The sequence below is a fragment of the Allobosea sp. LjRoot237 genome, assembly GCF_964253285.1.
Classification (GTDB): domain Bacteria; phylum Pseudomonadota; class Alphaproteobacteria; order Rhizobiales; family Beijerinckiaceae; genus Allobosea.
In genome coordinates, this window is the sequence record NZ_CAXUQP020000001.1 from 2,867,839 (window position 1) to 2,882,408 (window position 14,570).

The window sequence follows — 14,570 nt, forward strand, 5'->3', positions numbered from 1 at the left end:
ACTGCCTGACTGTGTTTCGGCGTGCGTTTGTTTGGATGCCGGTGGGGGCAACGTTGAGCGCCGTTTGACAAAATGGCTATCGTTTCCGGGGTATCAGCTACAGCGTGAGCTAGGCGGGCTTCCTGACCCCGTTATCCTCCATAGCCACAAACTAAGAAGCTCAGGGGATCTGGCGATGTTTCCGATCGATCGAAGGACTGTTCTGGTAGGCTTGTCGAGCACGCTCGCCGCTGCCGCGCTGGCGCAGAATGTGCCGGTGGTCGAGACCGCGAGCGGCAAATTGCAGGGCTTCGTGCAAGACGGCGCCGCCGCTTTCTTCGGCATTCCCTACGCCGCCGCCCCCGTCGGGCCGCTACGCTATCGCGCGCCGCAGCCGGCCGCGCCCTGGGCCGGCATGCGCGACGCGAGCAAGCCGGGCGCAGCCTCGATCCAGACCCTGGCGGGCGCGGCCGCCTGGCTCTACGACGGCGCCGATCCGCAATCGGAAGACTGCCTCTTCCTCAACGTCTGGACGCCCTCCGCCCAGGGCAAGCGGCCGGTGATGGTCTGGCTCCATGGCGGCGCCTGGCGCACCGGCCACGGCCTCGTCGCCGGCACGAACGGCGCAGCGCTGGCTGTGCGCGGCGACGTCGTCGTGGTGACGGTGAATTATCGGCTCGGCGCGCTGGGCTGGCTGGCGCATCCCGCGCTCACGGACGAGCGCTCGGGCACCCTTGCGAATTGGGGGCATCAGGATCAGATCGCGGCGCTGCGCTGGGTGAAGGACAACATCGCCGCCTTCGGCGGCGATCCGGCGCGGGTGACGCTCTTCGGCCAGTCGGCCGGCGGGCAGAGCGTCGCGACGATCGCGCAGAACCCCGCCAATGCCGGGCTGTTCGACAAGGTCATCCTTCAGAGCGGCTCGCTGCACGGCGCCCCGGGCTTTCCTGAACTCGACACCGCCGCTGCCTATGCGGAGGCGCTGGCAAAGCGGCTCGGCACCAGCATCGCCGGCCTACGTGAACTTCCCGCCCGGCAACTTCACGACGCCGAGCTTCAGCTGGGGCGCGACCCCGCCATGGTGCGCTCGCTCGGACGCCCGCCGATCCTGCCTGTGCTCGATGGCAAGGTGCTGACGGCCTGGCCACGTGACGGGCAATTGCCGGCTGTCCCCGCGCTGATCGGCACCACGCGCGACGAAGGCGTGTTCTGGTACGACTTGGTCAATCCCGACGGCAAGGCTGTGGGCGGACCGAAGTCGCCGCAGACGGAGGCCGAGTTGCAGGCGATGATCCGCGACCTGATCGCGATTTATCGCCCGGAGGCCGCACATCTGCCGGTGGCTGAGATCGTCGAGGCCTATCGTTCCACCGCCGCGCCGGCCGAGGGCGATGCTCCGAAAAGCCTCTGGATCGCCGCCTATGGCGACATCGTCTTTCGCCTGCGCGCACTCGAGGCCGCCAGGCGCCATGCGCGGGCCGGGCACGCCGCCTATCTCTATGAATTCGATCATCCCCTCGCGCCGCCGGCGCGCGGCGTGCCGCACACAGCCGAGATCCCGTTCGTCTTCGGCACCTATCGCCACCCGTTCTTCAGCGCCAAGGTGGGAGCCGGGCAGGCCGAGGCCAAGCTGTCCGAGCTGATGCTGGCGAGCTGGGCCCGCTTCGCTCACACCGGCGTGCCCTCTTCCGACATCTCGGGAGCGTGGCGTCCGGTCTCGCCGGACGGCAAAGGCGTCAACATCCTCGGCCACGAGAGCGGCTACCAGCTTGCCGACGCGGTCCAGCCCGGGCGCACCGCGGCTTGGAAGATCTGAAGCGCCCTTGCGCCGATGGCTGACCCGCGCCGCAAGGCGGATGTGCCTGACAACGCCGTCGAGCCAATGACGCTGATCCGCTAGACATCGGGAACGCTCACGAATTGTGACCGAACGCCAAGCCGCCGCGCCCTCCGCCGACGGCATTTGCGTGTTCGGCGACGAGATTTGTCATGGTCGATGACGAAGACGACGCCGCAGGGCGACATCGCCGCCAAGATGTGCCGCATGCTGCGCGAGGCCAAGGCGCCCAAGACGCCCAAGGCCTTCGCAGGACAGGCCGCGCTCGGAGTTCTGGGGAGTCCGCCGCGAGATCGACTACGTCATGCCCGACGCGATCCGGAGCTATCTGCGGAATCCGGGGTAGGGTGTGAAGCGGTAGATCGACCGGGCGCACGCTCGATGGCGCTGCTGTGCGCCATGTAGCAGACCGTGAGTGATTGCCCGGAACCGGATATCGATGACGGTCATGGTGAAAGGCCATTTGGATCGACAATGTTGTCGCTTGGCATGAGTTGAAACAGTCAGCTTGGCGGCACACGTCGCGCTAGAAGCCGAAATGCGATTGCTCCAAGAAGCGAAGATCGCCGAAGGAGATGCCTCCAAAACTCGGAGGCAACAGCTTGACGCGATCAACCTGCAAGCTGCCTGACGTTGCCCCCTGAAGCGCCCTCGGTTTGAATTGGACTCCGTCGGAGGGAGACGGAGATGAAGAAGAGCCGGTTTAGCGAAGAGCAGATCATCGCGGTCCTGAAGGAGCATCAGGCCGGGGTCGCGGTAGCGGATATCTGCCGGAAACACGGAATCAGCGACGCCACCTTGTACAACTGGCGCAATCGCTTTGGCGGGATGGAGGTATCGGACGCCCGTCGGCTGAAGGCGCTCGATGACGAGAACCGGAAGCTCAAGAAGCTGCTGGCGGAGTCGATGCTCGACGTCGCGACGTTGCGCGAGGCGCTTGGAAAAAACTTCTGAAGCCCGGATCGCGGAGAGCGTTTGTGACCTGGGCCATCGAAGAGAAGAGCTACTCGCAGCGTCGGGCGTGCAGCCTGATTGGGCTTGACCCGAAGACCTATCGCTATGCCTCGCGTCGGTCCGACGACGCGACGATCCGGGAGCGCCTGAAGACCCTGGCGGGTCAGCGGCGGCGGTTCGGCTACAGGCGCCTGCACATCCTGCTGCGGCGGGACGGTGTCGCGCTGAACCATAAGAAGCTGTTCCGGCTCTATCGTGAGGAGCGGCTGACGGTGCGCCGGCGTGGTGGGCGCAAGCGCGCGCTGGGAACGCGGGCGCCGATGGCCGTGCCACAGGGGCCGAACCAGCGCTGGAGCCTCGACTTTATCGCGGACCAACTGGTTGATGGCCGGCGCTTCCGCGTGCTGGTCATCGTCGACGACTTTACGCGAGAGTGCCTGGCGCTCGTCGTCGACACCTCGCTCTCCGGCCAGCGGGTCGCCCGCGAACTCGATGTGCTCATCGCCCTGCGCGGCCGGCCGCTCATGGTCGTCAGCGACAACGGCACCGAGCTGACCTCTCGCGGGCGATCCTGCAATGGCAGGAGGATAGCCAGGTCGAGTGGCACTACATCGCGCCGGGCAAGCCGATGCAGAACGGCTTCGTCGAGAGCCTGAATGGTCGCTTCCGGGACGAATGTCTCAACGAGCACCTGTTCCGCAACCTGCCGACCGCTCGCCGGCTGATCGAAGAATGGAGAACGGACTACAACGCCCGCCGGCCGCACACGAGCCTTGGCGGCCTCACCCCCAACGAGTTTGCAACCCGGTCCAGGACGGACCACAGCGAGAACAGAGTCCAGTTATGAACGAGGGCAAATAGGGGGCAACGTCATGCCACGTCCGATAACCCTATCCCCGCTTCCGGCGCTGCCGTCCCGTCCTATCAGACTATCAGAACGGCATCTTGCACTCCTTGCCGTAGGCATCGGGCAGCCCCTCGACGATCTTGCTCTCGATCTCGGTGGCGAAGCTGCCATCCTCGCGCTTCTTCACCGAGACGAGATAATAGTCCTGGATGGGGAACTGGTTCGTCCCGATCTCGAAGCGCCCGCGCACGGATTCGAACTTCGCCTTGCGCAGCGCGTCGATCAGCTTCGTCCGGTCCGCGATCTCGCCCTTCAGCGCCGTCACCGCGGCGTTCAACCATGTCGCCGCGTCATAGGCGTGCGCGGCATAGTTGGCGGGCGTGTATTTGTACTCCGCCTTGAAGGCCTCGACGAAGCTGCGGCTTGCCGGCACTTCAAGCGCGGGCGACCAGTTGGTGACGCCTGACGTGCCCACCGCCGCGTCCTGAAGCGCCGGCAGGTTGGTCTCGTCGATGGTGTGGGCCGAAAGCATCGGCAGCGTGATGCCCGCCTGGCGCCACTGCTTGACGAAGGTCACGCCAAGGCCGCCGGGCATGAAGACAAAGGCGGCGTCGGCCTTCGCGGCCACGATCTTGGCGAGATCGCTGGAGAAGTCCGGCTGCGTCAGCGGCACGAAGATCTCGTCGACGATCTCGCCCTTGTATTCTCGCTTGAAGCCGGCGACGACGTCCTTGCCGGCCTGGTAATTGGGCGCGACGACCACGATCTTGCGATAGCCCTTCTGCGTGGCGTGGCGCCCCATCGCCTCGGCGTTCTGATCGTTCTGATAAGCGGCAGAGAACAGATAGGGGCTGCATCTTGCGCCGGCGATCGGGGATGGGCCGGCATTGGTGCCGATGAAGACGGTCTGGCCATCCACCATGCGCCGGGCGGTCGCCATCAGAATGTTGGAGAAGACGATGCCAACGATGGCATCGACCTTCTCGCGTTCGATCAGCTGCTGCACCCGCTGGATGCCGACTTCGGGTTTCAACTCGTCGTCGACGACGACTACCTCGACCGGAATGCCAGCGATCTTGCCGCCGAGCTGCTTGATCGCGAGCTGGAAGCCGTCGCGGGTGTGCTGGCCGAGCACCGCCGGCGGCCCCGTCAAGGTGGTGACCAGGCCGATCTTGATAGATTTGGCCGGATCGGCCGACGCCGTTGTTGAAAGGGCCGATAGCAGCGCCAGCGCGCTCGCGGCGGTCCTGAGTATGTTGGACATTTCGTTGGTTCCTTCCTGATCGGATCGCTCTCAGCCGATGCCGTAGCGCCCGGGCGCGATCACGCCCGCCGGATCGAGCGCGGCCTTGATCGCCGTGCAGCTGTCGCGGAAAGCCGGCATGGCCTGGCCCATATGGAGCGCGTGGTAGTCGAGCGGCGCGCGGCCGACGAAGATGCCGCGCTCGGCATAGGCCCGGGCGAGCGCCTCGTAGCAGGCGTTGGCGCGGGCGTTCTCGTCGGGGTTCTCGCGGTCGAAGGTGATGACGTGCAGCCCGCGCGCGAAGCGGGCGCTGCAGACATTCATGATCATGTAGTCCATGCCGTGCTCGGCATAGATGCGCCGCGCCATGCGCTGGCACTCGTTGGCGATGCTGCCGACCATCGGCGTGCCCGGCAGGAACCAGAGATTGCCGCCTCCGGGGCGCCATTTCAGCAGGCCGAGCTCGCCGACGCCCGGAACCCCCGAGCAGGCGTTGATCGCGACCTGCAGCGCATGGAAGCCGAGCGCCTCCTCATGCGGGATATATGTCGCCTTGCCGGACTTGCCGAAGGCGGCGCGCACGCGCTCGATCTGCGGTTCGAGCGCCGCCATGCTCGGGCCGTAGAAGGCGCCGGACACTGTCCAGGCGCCGAGTTTGTCCTTCTCGCGCAACGCCCGCCGGCCGGCGTCGGAGATCGGCGCGCGATTGCCAGGGCTGTACTCCGGGCTCGGATGCTCGGAACCGCAGAGATAGATATCGTTGGCGACGCGCAGCAGCGTCGGCACGAAGTTGGAGAGCTTGAGCGCCCGGCAGACATCGACGATTTCGCCGAGGTCGTCATCGTCCGGATAGGTGAAGTGGAAGCTGCGGACCGCTGGCGGGCGCGGCAGCAGCCAGATGCCCATGCGCGTGACGATGCCGAAATTCGACTGGGCGAACAGCCCGTCGAGGATCGGGCCGAAGCTGTACTTGCTGACGTGCCAGTTCGGCAGCTCGGAGCCTGCGAGTGCGCCGTCGCCGGTACGCAGCACCTCGCCATTGCCGAGCACGATCTCCATGCCGCAGGAAAAGCCGAAATGGTCGAAATACGGGCCGTAACCTGCCCCTTTGTCGAGCGCGTTGCCGAGCATGCCGCCCTGCGGCGGGCCGGAGGTGACGTCGACCATGAACTTGTCGCCGCGCCGGACCAGCTCGTCATACATCGCCTGGTAGCTGACGCCTGGCTCGACCACGGCGAAGGCCAAGGTCTCGTCGATCTCGAGGATGCGGTTCATCCTGCGGCCGAGATCGAGCACGACCTGACCGGCATGCACCGCCGAGCGGCTGCCGAGGCCAATATTATTGCCGGTGCTGACCGGATAGAGCGCGACGCCATGGCGGTTCGCCGCCTTCACAATCGCCTGCACCTCGGCCGTGCTGCCGGGATAGACCACGCCGAGCGGGCGCCGGTCGCCGCCCGGCATGGTGTTCTCGCCATAGCGGCGCAGCGTCTCCTCGCTGCGGTTGATCCACTCGGCGCCGATCGCCGTCGCGACCTCGTTGAAGAATGCCTCCGCCATGCCGGCGTCTCCCCTCTGTTGTCGTGTGCCTGGGCCGATCACCAGAAGCCGGCGTCGTCGTTCGGCGCCGGGGCGGTAGTCGCGGCCGTCGCCTCCTCCGGCTCCGGTGCGGGCCGGTTCGTCAGCGCCGCCCCGGCTAGGGCAGGCGGCAGCGGGCCGCCCGTCGCCCAGTCCAAGAGCTCGACGGTGTGCGCCATCGGCGCGCCGACATAGCGCCGCAGCTGCGTCAGGCAGCCGATGTTGCCGGCCGCCACGACATCCGGCGCCGTGCTGTCGAGATGGCCCGCCTTGCGCCGGCCCAGGGTTTCGGCCGTCGCGGGCTGGAGCAGGTTGTAGGTCCCGGCCGAGCCGCAGCAGAAATGCTTCTCCGGCACGTCCACCACTTCGAAACCCACGGCGCGCAGCAGGTCGCGCGGCGGCCGGGTGACGCGCTGGCCGTGCTGCATCGAGCAGGCGTCGTGATAGGTGACGCGCAGGCGCGGACGCTCCGGTGCGGCCGGCCGAAGCCCGATCCCAGCGAGGAATTCGGTGACGTCGCGGGCGACGCCGGCGATCTCCTTCGCTTCGCCCGCGAGCTCGGTCCGACCAAGGAGATGGCCGTAATCCTTGACCGTCGTACCGCATCCGGAGGCGTTGACGATCACGGCGTCGAGCCCCTCGCCACGACGCTCGCGCATCCAGGACCGGACATTGGCGGCGGCGGCCGCCATGGCCTCGTCCTCGCGGCCCATATGCAAAGTCAGCGAACCGCAGCATCCGGCCCCGGCGGCGACGATGACCTCGCAGCCATGCCGCGTCAGCAGGCGGATCGTCGCCGCGTTGATGTTGCCGTCCAGCACCTGCTGGGCGCAGCCGGCGAGCAGCGCCACCCGCGCCCGTCGCTCGCCCTGCGCCCTGAACACTTGCGGCCTCAGGATCTGCGCCCGCATCCGCTCCGGGATCATCGCGAGCAGAGGTCTGATCCGGCGCGGCAGGAGCCGCTGCAGGGGGCGTCCAAGACGGCCGAGCCTCAATGCCGCGCGAAACAGCTGCGGCCGCGGCAGGACAAGAGCGAGCAGCGCCCGCAGCGCGCGCTCGGCGAGCGGGCGGCGGTGATGACGCTCGACATGGATTCGAGCCCGGTCGATCAGATGCGCATAGTCGACCTTCGCCGCGCAGGTGGTCATGCAGGACAGGCAGGAAAGGCAGCTGTCGAGATGCGCGACGGTCTGCGCCTTCGGCGGCCCGCCACTCTCCAGCATCTCGCGGATCAGGTCGATGCGCCCGCGCGGGGATTCGTTCTCGTCGCGGCTCAGCACATAGGTCGGGCAGGTATTGGTGCAGAAGCCATAATGCACGCAGGTGCCGAGGATGTCGGCGGCTTCCCGGATCGCGGGATCGCGCAATTGCTCGGCGGTGAAATCCGTCTGCATGGCCCGTCTGCCCCTCCAATCGGAAAGCTATGAAGGGACGCAGGATGGGTCTCGGCGCTGCGTGCAGAATAATCCGGCTTTGCGTGCAAATCGTTCTTATGAAAGGCTGCTGGCGCCCCGGCGGGTCCTGTCGGCTGCCGGGCGGAGAAGGTCATGGCGACCATCGTTTGGGGCACGGAAGGTCTGGAGCCCGCTTCCGGATTCGATTACTGGCGCGAGACCGTGTGCCGCGCCGTGCTCAACGTTGCGACAGAGGCGCCTGGCCCGCAGGAAGCCTTCCACGCCTCTATTGTCGGGCGCAGCTTCGGCGATGTCAGGATCGCGAGCTTCCGCTCGACGCGGCACGAGGTCGTGCGCACCCCCCGCCACGTCGCTCAGGGCGACGACAGCGTTCTCATCAGCCTGCAGGAGCGGGGACAATGCCGGCTCTCGCAGGGCGATGAGCGGCTTCTGCTCCAGCCCGGCGAGATCGGCCTCGTCGACGGCGCGCGGCCGTTCCGCCTCTCCTTCTCGGAAGACGTCCGGCGAGTCGTCGCCGTCCTGCCGCGCCGAACGCTCCTGCTCAAGGCGCCCTGGCTCGTGCGTGGCCGCCCGCACCGTATCGCGCTGACATCGCGCTTCCTGTCGCTGGCACGGCGCCACCTCCTGGAACTGGCTCGTCATGGCGAGGTCATGGACGAGATGTCCGCGAGCCTGCTCACCGATAATCTGTGCAATCTGATCGGGCTTTCGAGCGATGCCGGCGGTCCCCGCGCCGATCGTCTGCATGAGGCGATCCTCGCCTTCTGCCGCGGGCGGCTCGGCGACGAGACGCTGTCGCCTGGTGTCGTGGCGGCGCATTTCAATATCTCGCTGCGCACGCTGCATGCGCGCTTTGCCGCAACGGGCCAGAGCTTCGGGCGCTGGCTGCTGGCGACGCGGCTGGAGGAGAGTCGCCGGGCCCTGCTCGACCCTCGCCGCGCCGGTGAGGGCATCGCCTCCATCGCCTATTCGGTTGGCTTCAACGATCTCTCCGTCTTCAACCGGGCCTTTCGCAATCGGTTCGGCCTTGCGCCGCGGCAATATCGAGACCGAAGCTGCTCGTGATTACCAGAAAGCGGCAGACGCCGCCGAAACGGATCGTTCTCGGTGCATTGAAGTTTGCCCAGTCGCCAATTACAGCCCGCCGAACCTACGCTATTGCCGCCGTTTGTATCCGTCACTCCCACTCGATTGTGCCGGGCGGCTTTGAGGTCACGTCGTAGACCACCCGGTTGATGCCCTTGACCTCGTTGATGATGCGGGTCGCGGTGCGGCCGAGGAAAGCCATGTCATAGGGGTAGAAATCGGCCGTCATGCCGTCGACCGAGGTCACGGCACGCAGGGCGCAGACATGGTCGTAGGTGCGATAGTCGCCCATCACGCCGACGGTGCGCACCGGCAGCAGCACCGCGAAGGCCTGCCAGATCACGTCGTAGAGGCCGGCCTTGCGGATCTCATCGAGATAGATCGCATCGGCCTTGCGCAGGATGTCGAGCTTTTCCCTGGTGATCTCGCCGGGGCAGCGGATGGCGAGACCCGGCCCCGGGAAGGGATGGCGACCGACGAAGGCCTCGGGCAGGCCGAGCTCGCGGCCGAGCACGCGGACCTCGTCCTTGAACAGCTCGCGCAGCGGCTCGACGAGCTTCATCTTCATGCGCTCAGGCAGACCGCCGACATTGTGGTGGCTCTTGATCGTCACCGAAGGCCCACCGGAGAAGGAGACGCTTTCGATCACGTCGGGATAGAGCGTGCCCTGGGCGAGGAAATCGGCGCCGCCCAGCTTGGCAGCCTCGGCGTCGAAGACGTCGATGAAGAGCCGGCCGATGGTCTTGCGCTTGGCCTCAGGATCAGAGCCGCACTTGGCGAGCTCGGAGAGGAAAAGCTCTTCAGCCTCAACATGGACCAGCGGGATGTTATAGTGGTCGCGGAACAGGCGGACGACCTCCTCCGCTTCGTTCATCCGCATCAGGCCATGGTCGACGAAGACGCAGGTGAGCTGGTCGCCGATCGCCTCGTGGATCAGCACGGCCGCAACCGCCGAGTCGACGCCGCCGGAGAGACCGCAGATCACCCGGCCCTTGCCGACCTGGGCGCGAATCTTGGCGATCGTCTCGGCACGATAGGCCGACATCGACCAGTCCGGCGTGCAGCCGCAGATCGTCACGACGAAGTTGCGCAGCAGCTTCGCCCCGTCCGGGGTGTGCACCACCTCCGGGTGGAACATGGTCGAGTAGAAGCGCCGGCCCTCGTCGCTCGCCACCGCATAGGGCGCGTTCTCCGAGGTCGCCTTTACGGAAAAGCCAGCGGGAAGCTGGGTGACGCGGTCGCCATGGCTCATCCAGACCGGATAGCGCCCGCCCTCCTCCCAGACGCCTTCGAACAAGGCCGACGGCGTGACAATCTCGACATCGGCGCGGCCGAATTCGGCGGCATGACCGCCTTCGACCTTGCCGCCGAGCTGATGGGCCATGGTCTGCTGGCCATAGCAGATGCCGAGCACCGGCAGGCCCGAGGAGAACACCTCCTGCGGCGCCCGCGGCGAACCCTCATCCGGCACCGAGGCCGGGCCGCCCGAGAAGATCACGCCCTTCGGCTTCATCCGGGCGAAAGCCTCGGAGGCCGACTGGAATGGCGCGATCTCGCAATAGACGCCGATCTCGCGCACGCGGCGCGCAATCAGCTGCGTCACCTGACTGCCGAAGTCGATGATCAGGATGGAATCGTGATGGGCGGGGTTTTGGGGCTGGGCGCTCATCGCGCCCGGTTACGCCATCGCGCGCGAGCGCGCAACGGCGCTGAGAGCGGGTCAGGCCGGCGCAGCCAGGCAGCTCAAGACGAGACGCGGTCGAGCACGACCAGCCGCAGCGGTTCGGCCAGCAAATCGCCGGCCGTCGCCGCGAATGCCTGGAAATGCGATGTCGCCTTGTGAACCTCGAGCGCGGCGACGCTGGTGAACGCCTCGCGCATGTAGAAGGTACCGGGCTCCTCGCGCAGCTCGAACAGCACGTAGTCGAGACAGCCCGGCTCGGCTCGCGTCGGCTCGATCAACGCCAGCAGGCTCCGCCGCAATTCTTCGCGCTGGCCAGCCTTCGCCTTCAGCACAGCGATGGAAATGAAGGTCTCTTCGGTATCGCTCATGGTCGGCACCTTTGTCCCGGGGGTCTGCCGGGAACAGGTGCCGATGCGGGCGGCCGAGTGCAAGAACGCACAAACCTGCCCCTTACGGACAGGATTGATACCGCCCGTTCACCAGCGGCAGAGCCCTCAAGCCAGATCGTGCCGCGCCAGTGCAGCGAGATAGAAACCGTCGGTCCCGGTCCGGCGCGGCGAGAGCTGCAGGCCAAAACGTGTGGCAAAACGGGAGAGCAGGCCGAAATCGACTTCGCCGGTATCGAGCAGGGAACGTGTCGCGACCAGCGCAAAGCCAGCATGCCGCGCCAGGAAGGCATCAACCGCGACGTCGTTCTCCTCCGGCAGCATCGAGCAAGTGATGTAGGCGACGCGCCCGCCCGGCCTCACCAGACTGGCGGCGCGATCGAGCACCTGCGCCTGTTCCTTGATGCGCTCGGCCAAGGCTCCGGGACGCACCCGCCATTTCGCATCGGGGTTGCGCCGCCAGGTGCCGGAGCCGGTGCAGGGCGCGTCGACGAGCACCAGATCGACAGTGCCGGCAAGATCGGCAAGCGCATCATGACCGCGGCTCTTGGGTACGCGCACCTCGACATTGCCTGCGCCCGAGCGGGCGACCCGGTCGTGCAGCGGCGCCAGCCTGCGGCTGTCGAGGTCGGTGGCGAAGATGCGTCCCTTGCCGTCCAGAAGCGCGGCCAGCGCCAGCGTCTTGCCGCCGGCGCCGGCGCAAAGGTCGACGACCGTCATGCCGGGCTGCGCGCCGGCGAGCAGGGTCACGAGCTGCGAACCCTCATCCTGGATCTCGAATTCGCCATTGAAGAAGCCCGGCTCGCTTTGCAGCGAAGGGCCGCGGCCATCGGGGCCAGGCAGGAAGCGCAAGGCATCGGGAGACCAGGCGCCCGGCTCGGGCTGAAGATGGCTCAGCGCTGCACGCAGGCTGTCGCGATCGGTTCTCAGCCGATTGGTACGGATATCGGCCGGCGCCCTGCCCGCCAGCGCCTGCCCTTCTGCGACCGCATCGTCGCCGAAGCCGGCCATGAAGGAGGGCCAGAGCCAGTCGGGCACATCGGCGCGTACCCAGCCGGGTGCCGCGTTGAGATCGAAGGCGACGAGCCCCGCGACTTCGAATTCGGTCAGCGGAGCTGGAGCGTGATTCTGCCCGCTGAAGAGCTCCGAGATCTCCTCGACCGCCATGCCACGCTGGCTGACCAGCATGCCGAGCACGAGTGCCCGTGGCGTCTCCTCGCTGAGCGCATGGGCGGAAGAGGCGCGCCGGCGCAGGGCGTCATAGACCAGCGAAGCGACCGCAGCGCGATCCTTCGAGCCGGCGAAACGACGCGACAGGCCCCAATCCTTCAGGGCATCGGCCGCCGGGCGCCGACGCTCGATCAGGTCCGCCAGAACCTCGATGGCGGCGCTGATACGGGCGGCAGGAGTCATGTCCGGCAGTTCCTGTGATTGCTCTTGGTCATGGCGCTTGGACCAAGCGCGATCTGGAACGATTCCGAAGCGCGAAAGGACCCTTGACGCCCTCGTCCCACAGGGCGCAAGACGATACAACTCCTTCCGTAACGCCAATCGCCTAGGGATCCTGCAATGACGACCTTCGCCCGTCTCGCGCTCGCCGGTCTGTTCTGCCTGTCGCTCGCCGCCTGCGCCACCCAGCCGGTCGACACCACGCCGCCGCCGTCCAAGCGCCTCGATGCCAAGACCACGCTGGAAGGCCGTCGCTGAGCCTCCCGATTCCGAGCGCTCGCAGCCACTGGCACGGAAGCGCCTGGAGCGCCTAAAAAGTACCTTCGCGGTACCGGTTTCCCGGCATCGCGAAGGAGCAAACGGGCCTTCACCGGCCTGTCATATCGACCGAGCAGTTTCGCGACCTTCCACAGGACACGAGGATCGGACGAGATGAAGCCCCTGTTGCAGCCGGCCACGATGCTGGCGACCTTTGTCCTCGCGCTGGTCGCGCCGGCCCTGGCGCAGAGCCCGGCCCCGACACTCGACGGCAAGCCCGCGCTGATCGTCGGCCATCGCGGCGCCAGCGGCTATCTGCCGGAACATACGCTGGAAGCCTACAAGCTCGCGATCGAGCATGGCGTCGATTTCATCGAGCCTGACCTGGTCTCGACCAAGGACGGCCACCTCGTGGTCCGGCACGAACCGATGCTGTCGGGTACCACCGACGTCTCGACCCGGCCGGAATTCGCCGCGCGCAAGACGACCCGCAAGATCGACGGCGTCGACACGACCGACTGGTTCGCTTCCAACTTCACCCTCGCCGAAATCAAGACGCTGCGGGCCAAGCAGGCTTTCGCCGACCGCGACCAGTCGCATAACGGCAAGTACGAGATCCCGGCGCTGCAGCAGGTGATCGATCTCGCCAAGGCCGAGAGCGCCCGGACCGGCCGTACCATCGGCATCTACCCGGAGATCAAGCACTCGACCTATCACTCCGCGATGGGCCTTGCGATCGAGGACAGGCTGCTCGATCAGCTCAAGGCCGCCGGCTGGAGCGAGAAGACCTCGCCGGTGTTCATCCAGAGCTTCGAGACGGCCAATCTTAAATATCTGCGCGGCAAGACGCAGCTGCGCCTGATCCAGCTCGTCGACGCCGACGATGTCGACAAGGACGGCGGCATCGTGCTCGCCGCGCCCTTCGACAAGCCCTATGATTTCGTCGTCACCGGCGACAAGCGCACCTTCAAGGACCTCGTCACCGCCGAGGGCCTGAAGGAAATCAAGACCTATGCCGACGGCGTTGGCCCCTGGAAGCCCTATCTGATGCCGGCCAAGCAAGTGATCGGCGACGACGGCAAGCCGCGCGATCTCAATGGCGACGGGACGATCGACGAGCGTGACCGCGTATTGCTGCCGCCGACCGATGTCGTGAAGAACGCCCACGCCGCCGGGCTCTTCGTCCACAGCTGGACCTTCCGCAGCGAGCCCAAGCGCCTCGCCTCCGACTTCAAGGGCGACCCGGCCGCCGAGTACAAGGCCTATCTGGCGCTCGGCATCGACGGGCTGTTCTCGGACTTCCCCGACGCGGCGGTGAAGGCACGCAACGCCAAGTAGTCTTACAACGCAAGACCGCCGCACCGGACTGGGTGCGGCGGTCTCGCCTTAACCTACGCAACGCAACTCACACTCAGGCAGACTCACATTCAGTCACAGACACGCACCGTGCGACGCACCTCCCCGCGCGGGGTTTCGCGAATCCGCGTCTCGGTCCGGCAATCGCGCTCAGCCCAATAGGCCCGGCGGCGCTCCCAGCGATCACGCTCGCGCCAGCGCTCTTCGCGCCTGATCTCGCGGTCGATGGCACGTTCGCGCGGCGAGCGTGTATCGATACTGACTCCACCAGGCCCAATGTCGACCGATTGGGCATAGGCGCCGGCACTGCCAAGCAGCAATCCAGCGACGACAGTCGTCAGAATGAGCTTCATGGTGTTTCCTCCGATTTCGAGGGAAACAACCGCAACCACCAGGGAAAGTTCCAAAAAAGCAGCTTCGGGAGCCGGCAGGAGCGTCTCAATCGAGGCAGCCAACATGCAAACGGCGCCCGTGAGGGCGCCGTAGCAGTAGGCAGCT

Annotated in this window: 12 protein-coding genes and 1 pseudogene; 6 read left to right on the forward strand and 7 right to left on the reverse strand. The window is 66.6% G+C overall.

The window, feature by feature from the left end; all coding sequences use genetic code 11:
* Positions 1 to 175: 175 nt before the first annotated feature.
* From ACSQ24_RS13850 to ACSQ24_RS13860, 3 genes and pseudogenes are all read left to right on the forward strand, one after another.
* Entirely contained in the window at positions 176 to 1,795 is a 1,620-nt protein-coding gene (locus ACSQ24_RS13850) for a carboxylesterase/lipase family protein (RefSeq protein ID WP_436095234.1), read from the forward strand.
* A gap of 180 nt (positions 1,796 to 1,975) precedes the next feature.
* Entirely contained in the window at positions 1,976 to 2,221 is a 246-nt protein-coding gene (locus ACSQ24_RS13855; protein WP_436095235.1) for a hypothetical protein, read from the forward strand.
* 282 nt (positions 2,222 to 2,503) lie between these two features.
* A pseudogene (locus ACSQ24_RS13860) lies at positions 2,504 to 3,617 on the forward strand (IS3 family transposase).
* Between the two features lie 85 nt (positions 3,618 to 3,702).
* Here ACSQ24_RS13860 and ACSQ24_RS13865 read toward each other — a convergent pair.
* From ACSQ24_RS13865 to glcF, 3 genes are read right to left on the reverse strand one after another with little or no spacing between them, the layout of a single operon-like run.
* Positions 3,703 to 4,881: an ABC transporter substrate-binding protein gene (locus ACSQ24_RS13865; protein ID WP_436095236.1), complete on the reverse strand. Its 1,179-nt coding sequence runs from the start codon at positions 4,879 to 4,881 to the stop codon at positions 3,703 to 3,705.
* 30 nt (positions 4,882 to 4,911) lie between these two features.
* Positions 4,912 to 6,420 (reverse strand): FAD-binding oxidoreductase, encoded by a 1,509-nt coding sequence (locus ACSQ24_RS13870; RefSeq protein ID WP_436095237.1) that lies wholly within the window; start codon positions 6,418 to 6,420, stop codon positions 4,912 to 4,914.
* A 38-nt stretch (positions 6,421 to 6,458) separates the two neighbouring features.
* Positions 6,459 to 7,832, reverse strand: coding sequence for a glycolate oxidase subunit GlcF (gene glcF, locus ACSQ24_RS13875; RefSeq protein ID WP_436095238.1), 1,374 nt, complete (start codon positions 7,830 to 7,832; stop codon positions 6,459 to 6,461).
* Positions 7,833 to 7,985: 153 nt separating this feature from the next.
* Here glcF and ACSQ24_RS13880 point away from each other — a divergent pair, with 153 nt between their 5' ends.
* Positions 7,986 to 8,918, forward strand: coding sequence for a helix-turn-helix domain-containing protein (locus ACSQ24_RS13880; protein WP_436095239.1), 933 nt, complete (start codon positions 7,986 to 7,988; stop codon positions 8,916 to 8,918).
* A 112-nt stretch (positions 8,919 to 9,030) separates the two neighbouring features.
* Here the strand turns inward: ACSQ24_RS13880 and guaA are convergent, their stop codons facing one another.
* The 3 genes from guaA to ACSQ24_RS13895 form a co-directional block, all read right to left on the reverse strand.
* Positions 9,031 to 10,608: a glutamine-hydrolyzing GMP synthase gene (gene guaA / locus ACSQ24_RS13885; RefSeq protein WP_436095240.1), complete on the reverse strand. Its 1,578-nt coding sequence runs from the start codon at positions 10,606 to 10,608 to the stop codon at positions 9,031 to 9,033.
* A gap of 74 nt (positions 10,609 to 10,682) precedes the next feature.
* Positions 10,683 to 10,991 (reverse strand): putative quinol monooxygenase, encoded by a 309-nt coding sequence (locus tag ACSQ24_RS13890; RefSeq protein ID WP_436095241.1) that lies wholly within the window; start codon positions 10,989 to 10,991, stop codon positions 10,683 to 10,685.
* A gap of 126 nt (positions 10,992 to 11,117) precedes the next feature.
* The gene (locus ACSQ24_RS13895; RefSeq protein ID WP_436095242.1) at positions 11,118 to 12,422 is read right to left on the reverse strand and encodes an RsmB/NOP family class I SAM-dependent RNA methyltransferase; all 1,305 of its coding nucleotides are present in this window, start codon (positions 12,420 to 12,422) and stop codon (positions 11,118 to 11,120) included.
* A 156-nt stretch (positions 12,423 to 12,578) separates the two neighbouring features.
* Here ACSQ24_RS13895 and ACSQ24_RS13900 point away from each other — a divergent pair, with 156 nt between their 5' ends.
* Positions 12,579 to 12,716: a hypothetical protein gene (locus tag ACSQ24_RS13900; protein ID WP_164547439.1), complete on the forward strand. Its 138-nt coding sequence runs from the start codon at positions 12,579 to 12,581 to the stop codon at positions 12,714 to 12,716.
* Between the two features lie 174 nt (positions 12,717 to 12,890).
* Positions 12,891 to 14,054, forward strand: a complete 1,164-nt coding sequence (locus ACSQ24_RS13905; protein WP_436095243.1) for a glycerophosphodiester phosphodiesterase — start codon at positions 12,891 to 12,893, stop codon at positions 14,052 to 14,054.
* Between the two features lie 89 nt (positions 14,055 to 14,143).
* Here ACSQ24_RS13905 and ACSQ24_RS13910 read toward each other — a convergent pair whose 3' ends face one another.
* A complete protein-coding gene (locus ACSQ24_RS13910; RefSeq protein ID WP_436095244.1) occupies positions 14,144 to 14,425 on the reverse strand; it encodes a hypothetical protein in 282 nt (93 codons plus the stop codon).
* Positions 14,426 to 14,570 lie beyond the last annotated feature (145 nt).

Coding starts and splice junctions, on each gene's coding strand:
- ACSQ24_RS13865 (WP_436095236.1), bottom strand. CDS start 4,881: ATGTCCAACATACTCAGGACCGCCGCGAGCGCGCTGGCGCTGCTATCG.
- ACSQ24_RS13855 (WP_436095235.1), top strand. CDS start 1,976: ATGACGAAGACGACGCCGCAGGGCGACATCGCCGCCAAGATGTGCCGC.
- ACSQ24_RS13850 (WP_436095234.1), top strand. CDS start 176: ATGTTTCCGATCGATCGAAGGACTGTTCTGGTAGGCTTGTCGAGCACG.
- ACSQ24_RS13890 (WP_436095241.1), bottom strand. CDS start 10,991: ATGAGCGATACCGAAGAGACCTTCATTTCCATCGCTGTGCTGAAGGCG.
- ACSQ24_RS13870 (WP_436095237.1), bottom strand. CDS start 6,420: ATGGCGGAGGCATTCTTCAACGAGGTCGCGACGGCGATCGGCGCCGAG.
- ACSQ24_RS13910 (WP_436095244.1), bottom strand. CDS start 14,425: ATGAAGCTCATTCTGACGACTGTCGTCGCTGGATTGCTGCTTGGCAGT.
- ACSQ24_RS13880 (WP_436095239.1), top strand. CDS start 7,986: ATGGCGACCATCGTTTGGGGCACGGAAGGTCTGGAGCCCGCTTCCGGA.
- ACSQ24_RS13900 (WP_164547439.1), top strand. CDS start 12,579: ATGACGACCTTCGCCCGTCTCGCGCTCGCCGGTCTGTTCTGCCTGTCG.
- glcF (WP_436095238.1), bottom strand. CDS start 7,832: ATGCAGACGGATTTCACCGCCGAGCAATTGCGCGATCCCGCGATCCGG.
- guaA (WP_436095240.1), bottom strand. CDS start 10,608: ATGAGCGCCCAGCCCCAAAACCCCGCCCATCACGATTCCATCCTGATC.
- ACSQ24_RS13895 (WP_436095242.1), bottom strand. CDS start 12,422: ATGACTCCTGCCGCCCGTATCAGCGCCGCCATCGAGGTTCTGGCGGAC.
- ACSQ24_RS13905 (WP_436095243.1), top strand. CDS start 12,891: ATGAAGCCCCTGTTGCAGCCGGCCACGATGCTGGCGACCTTTGTCCTC.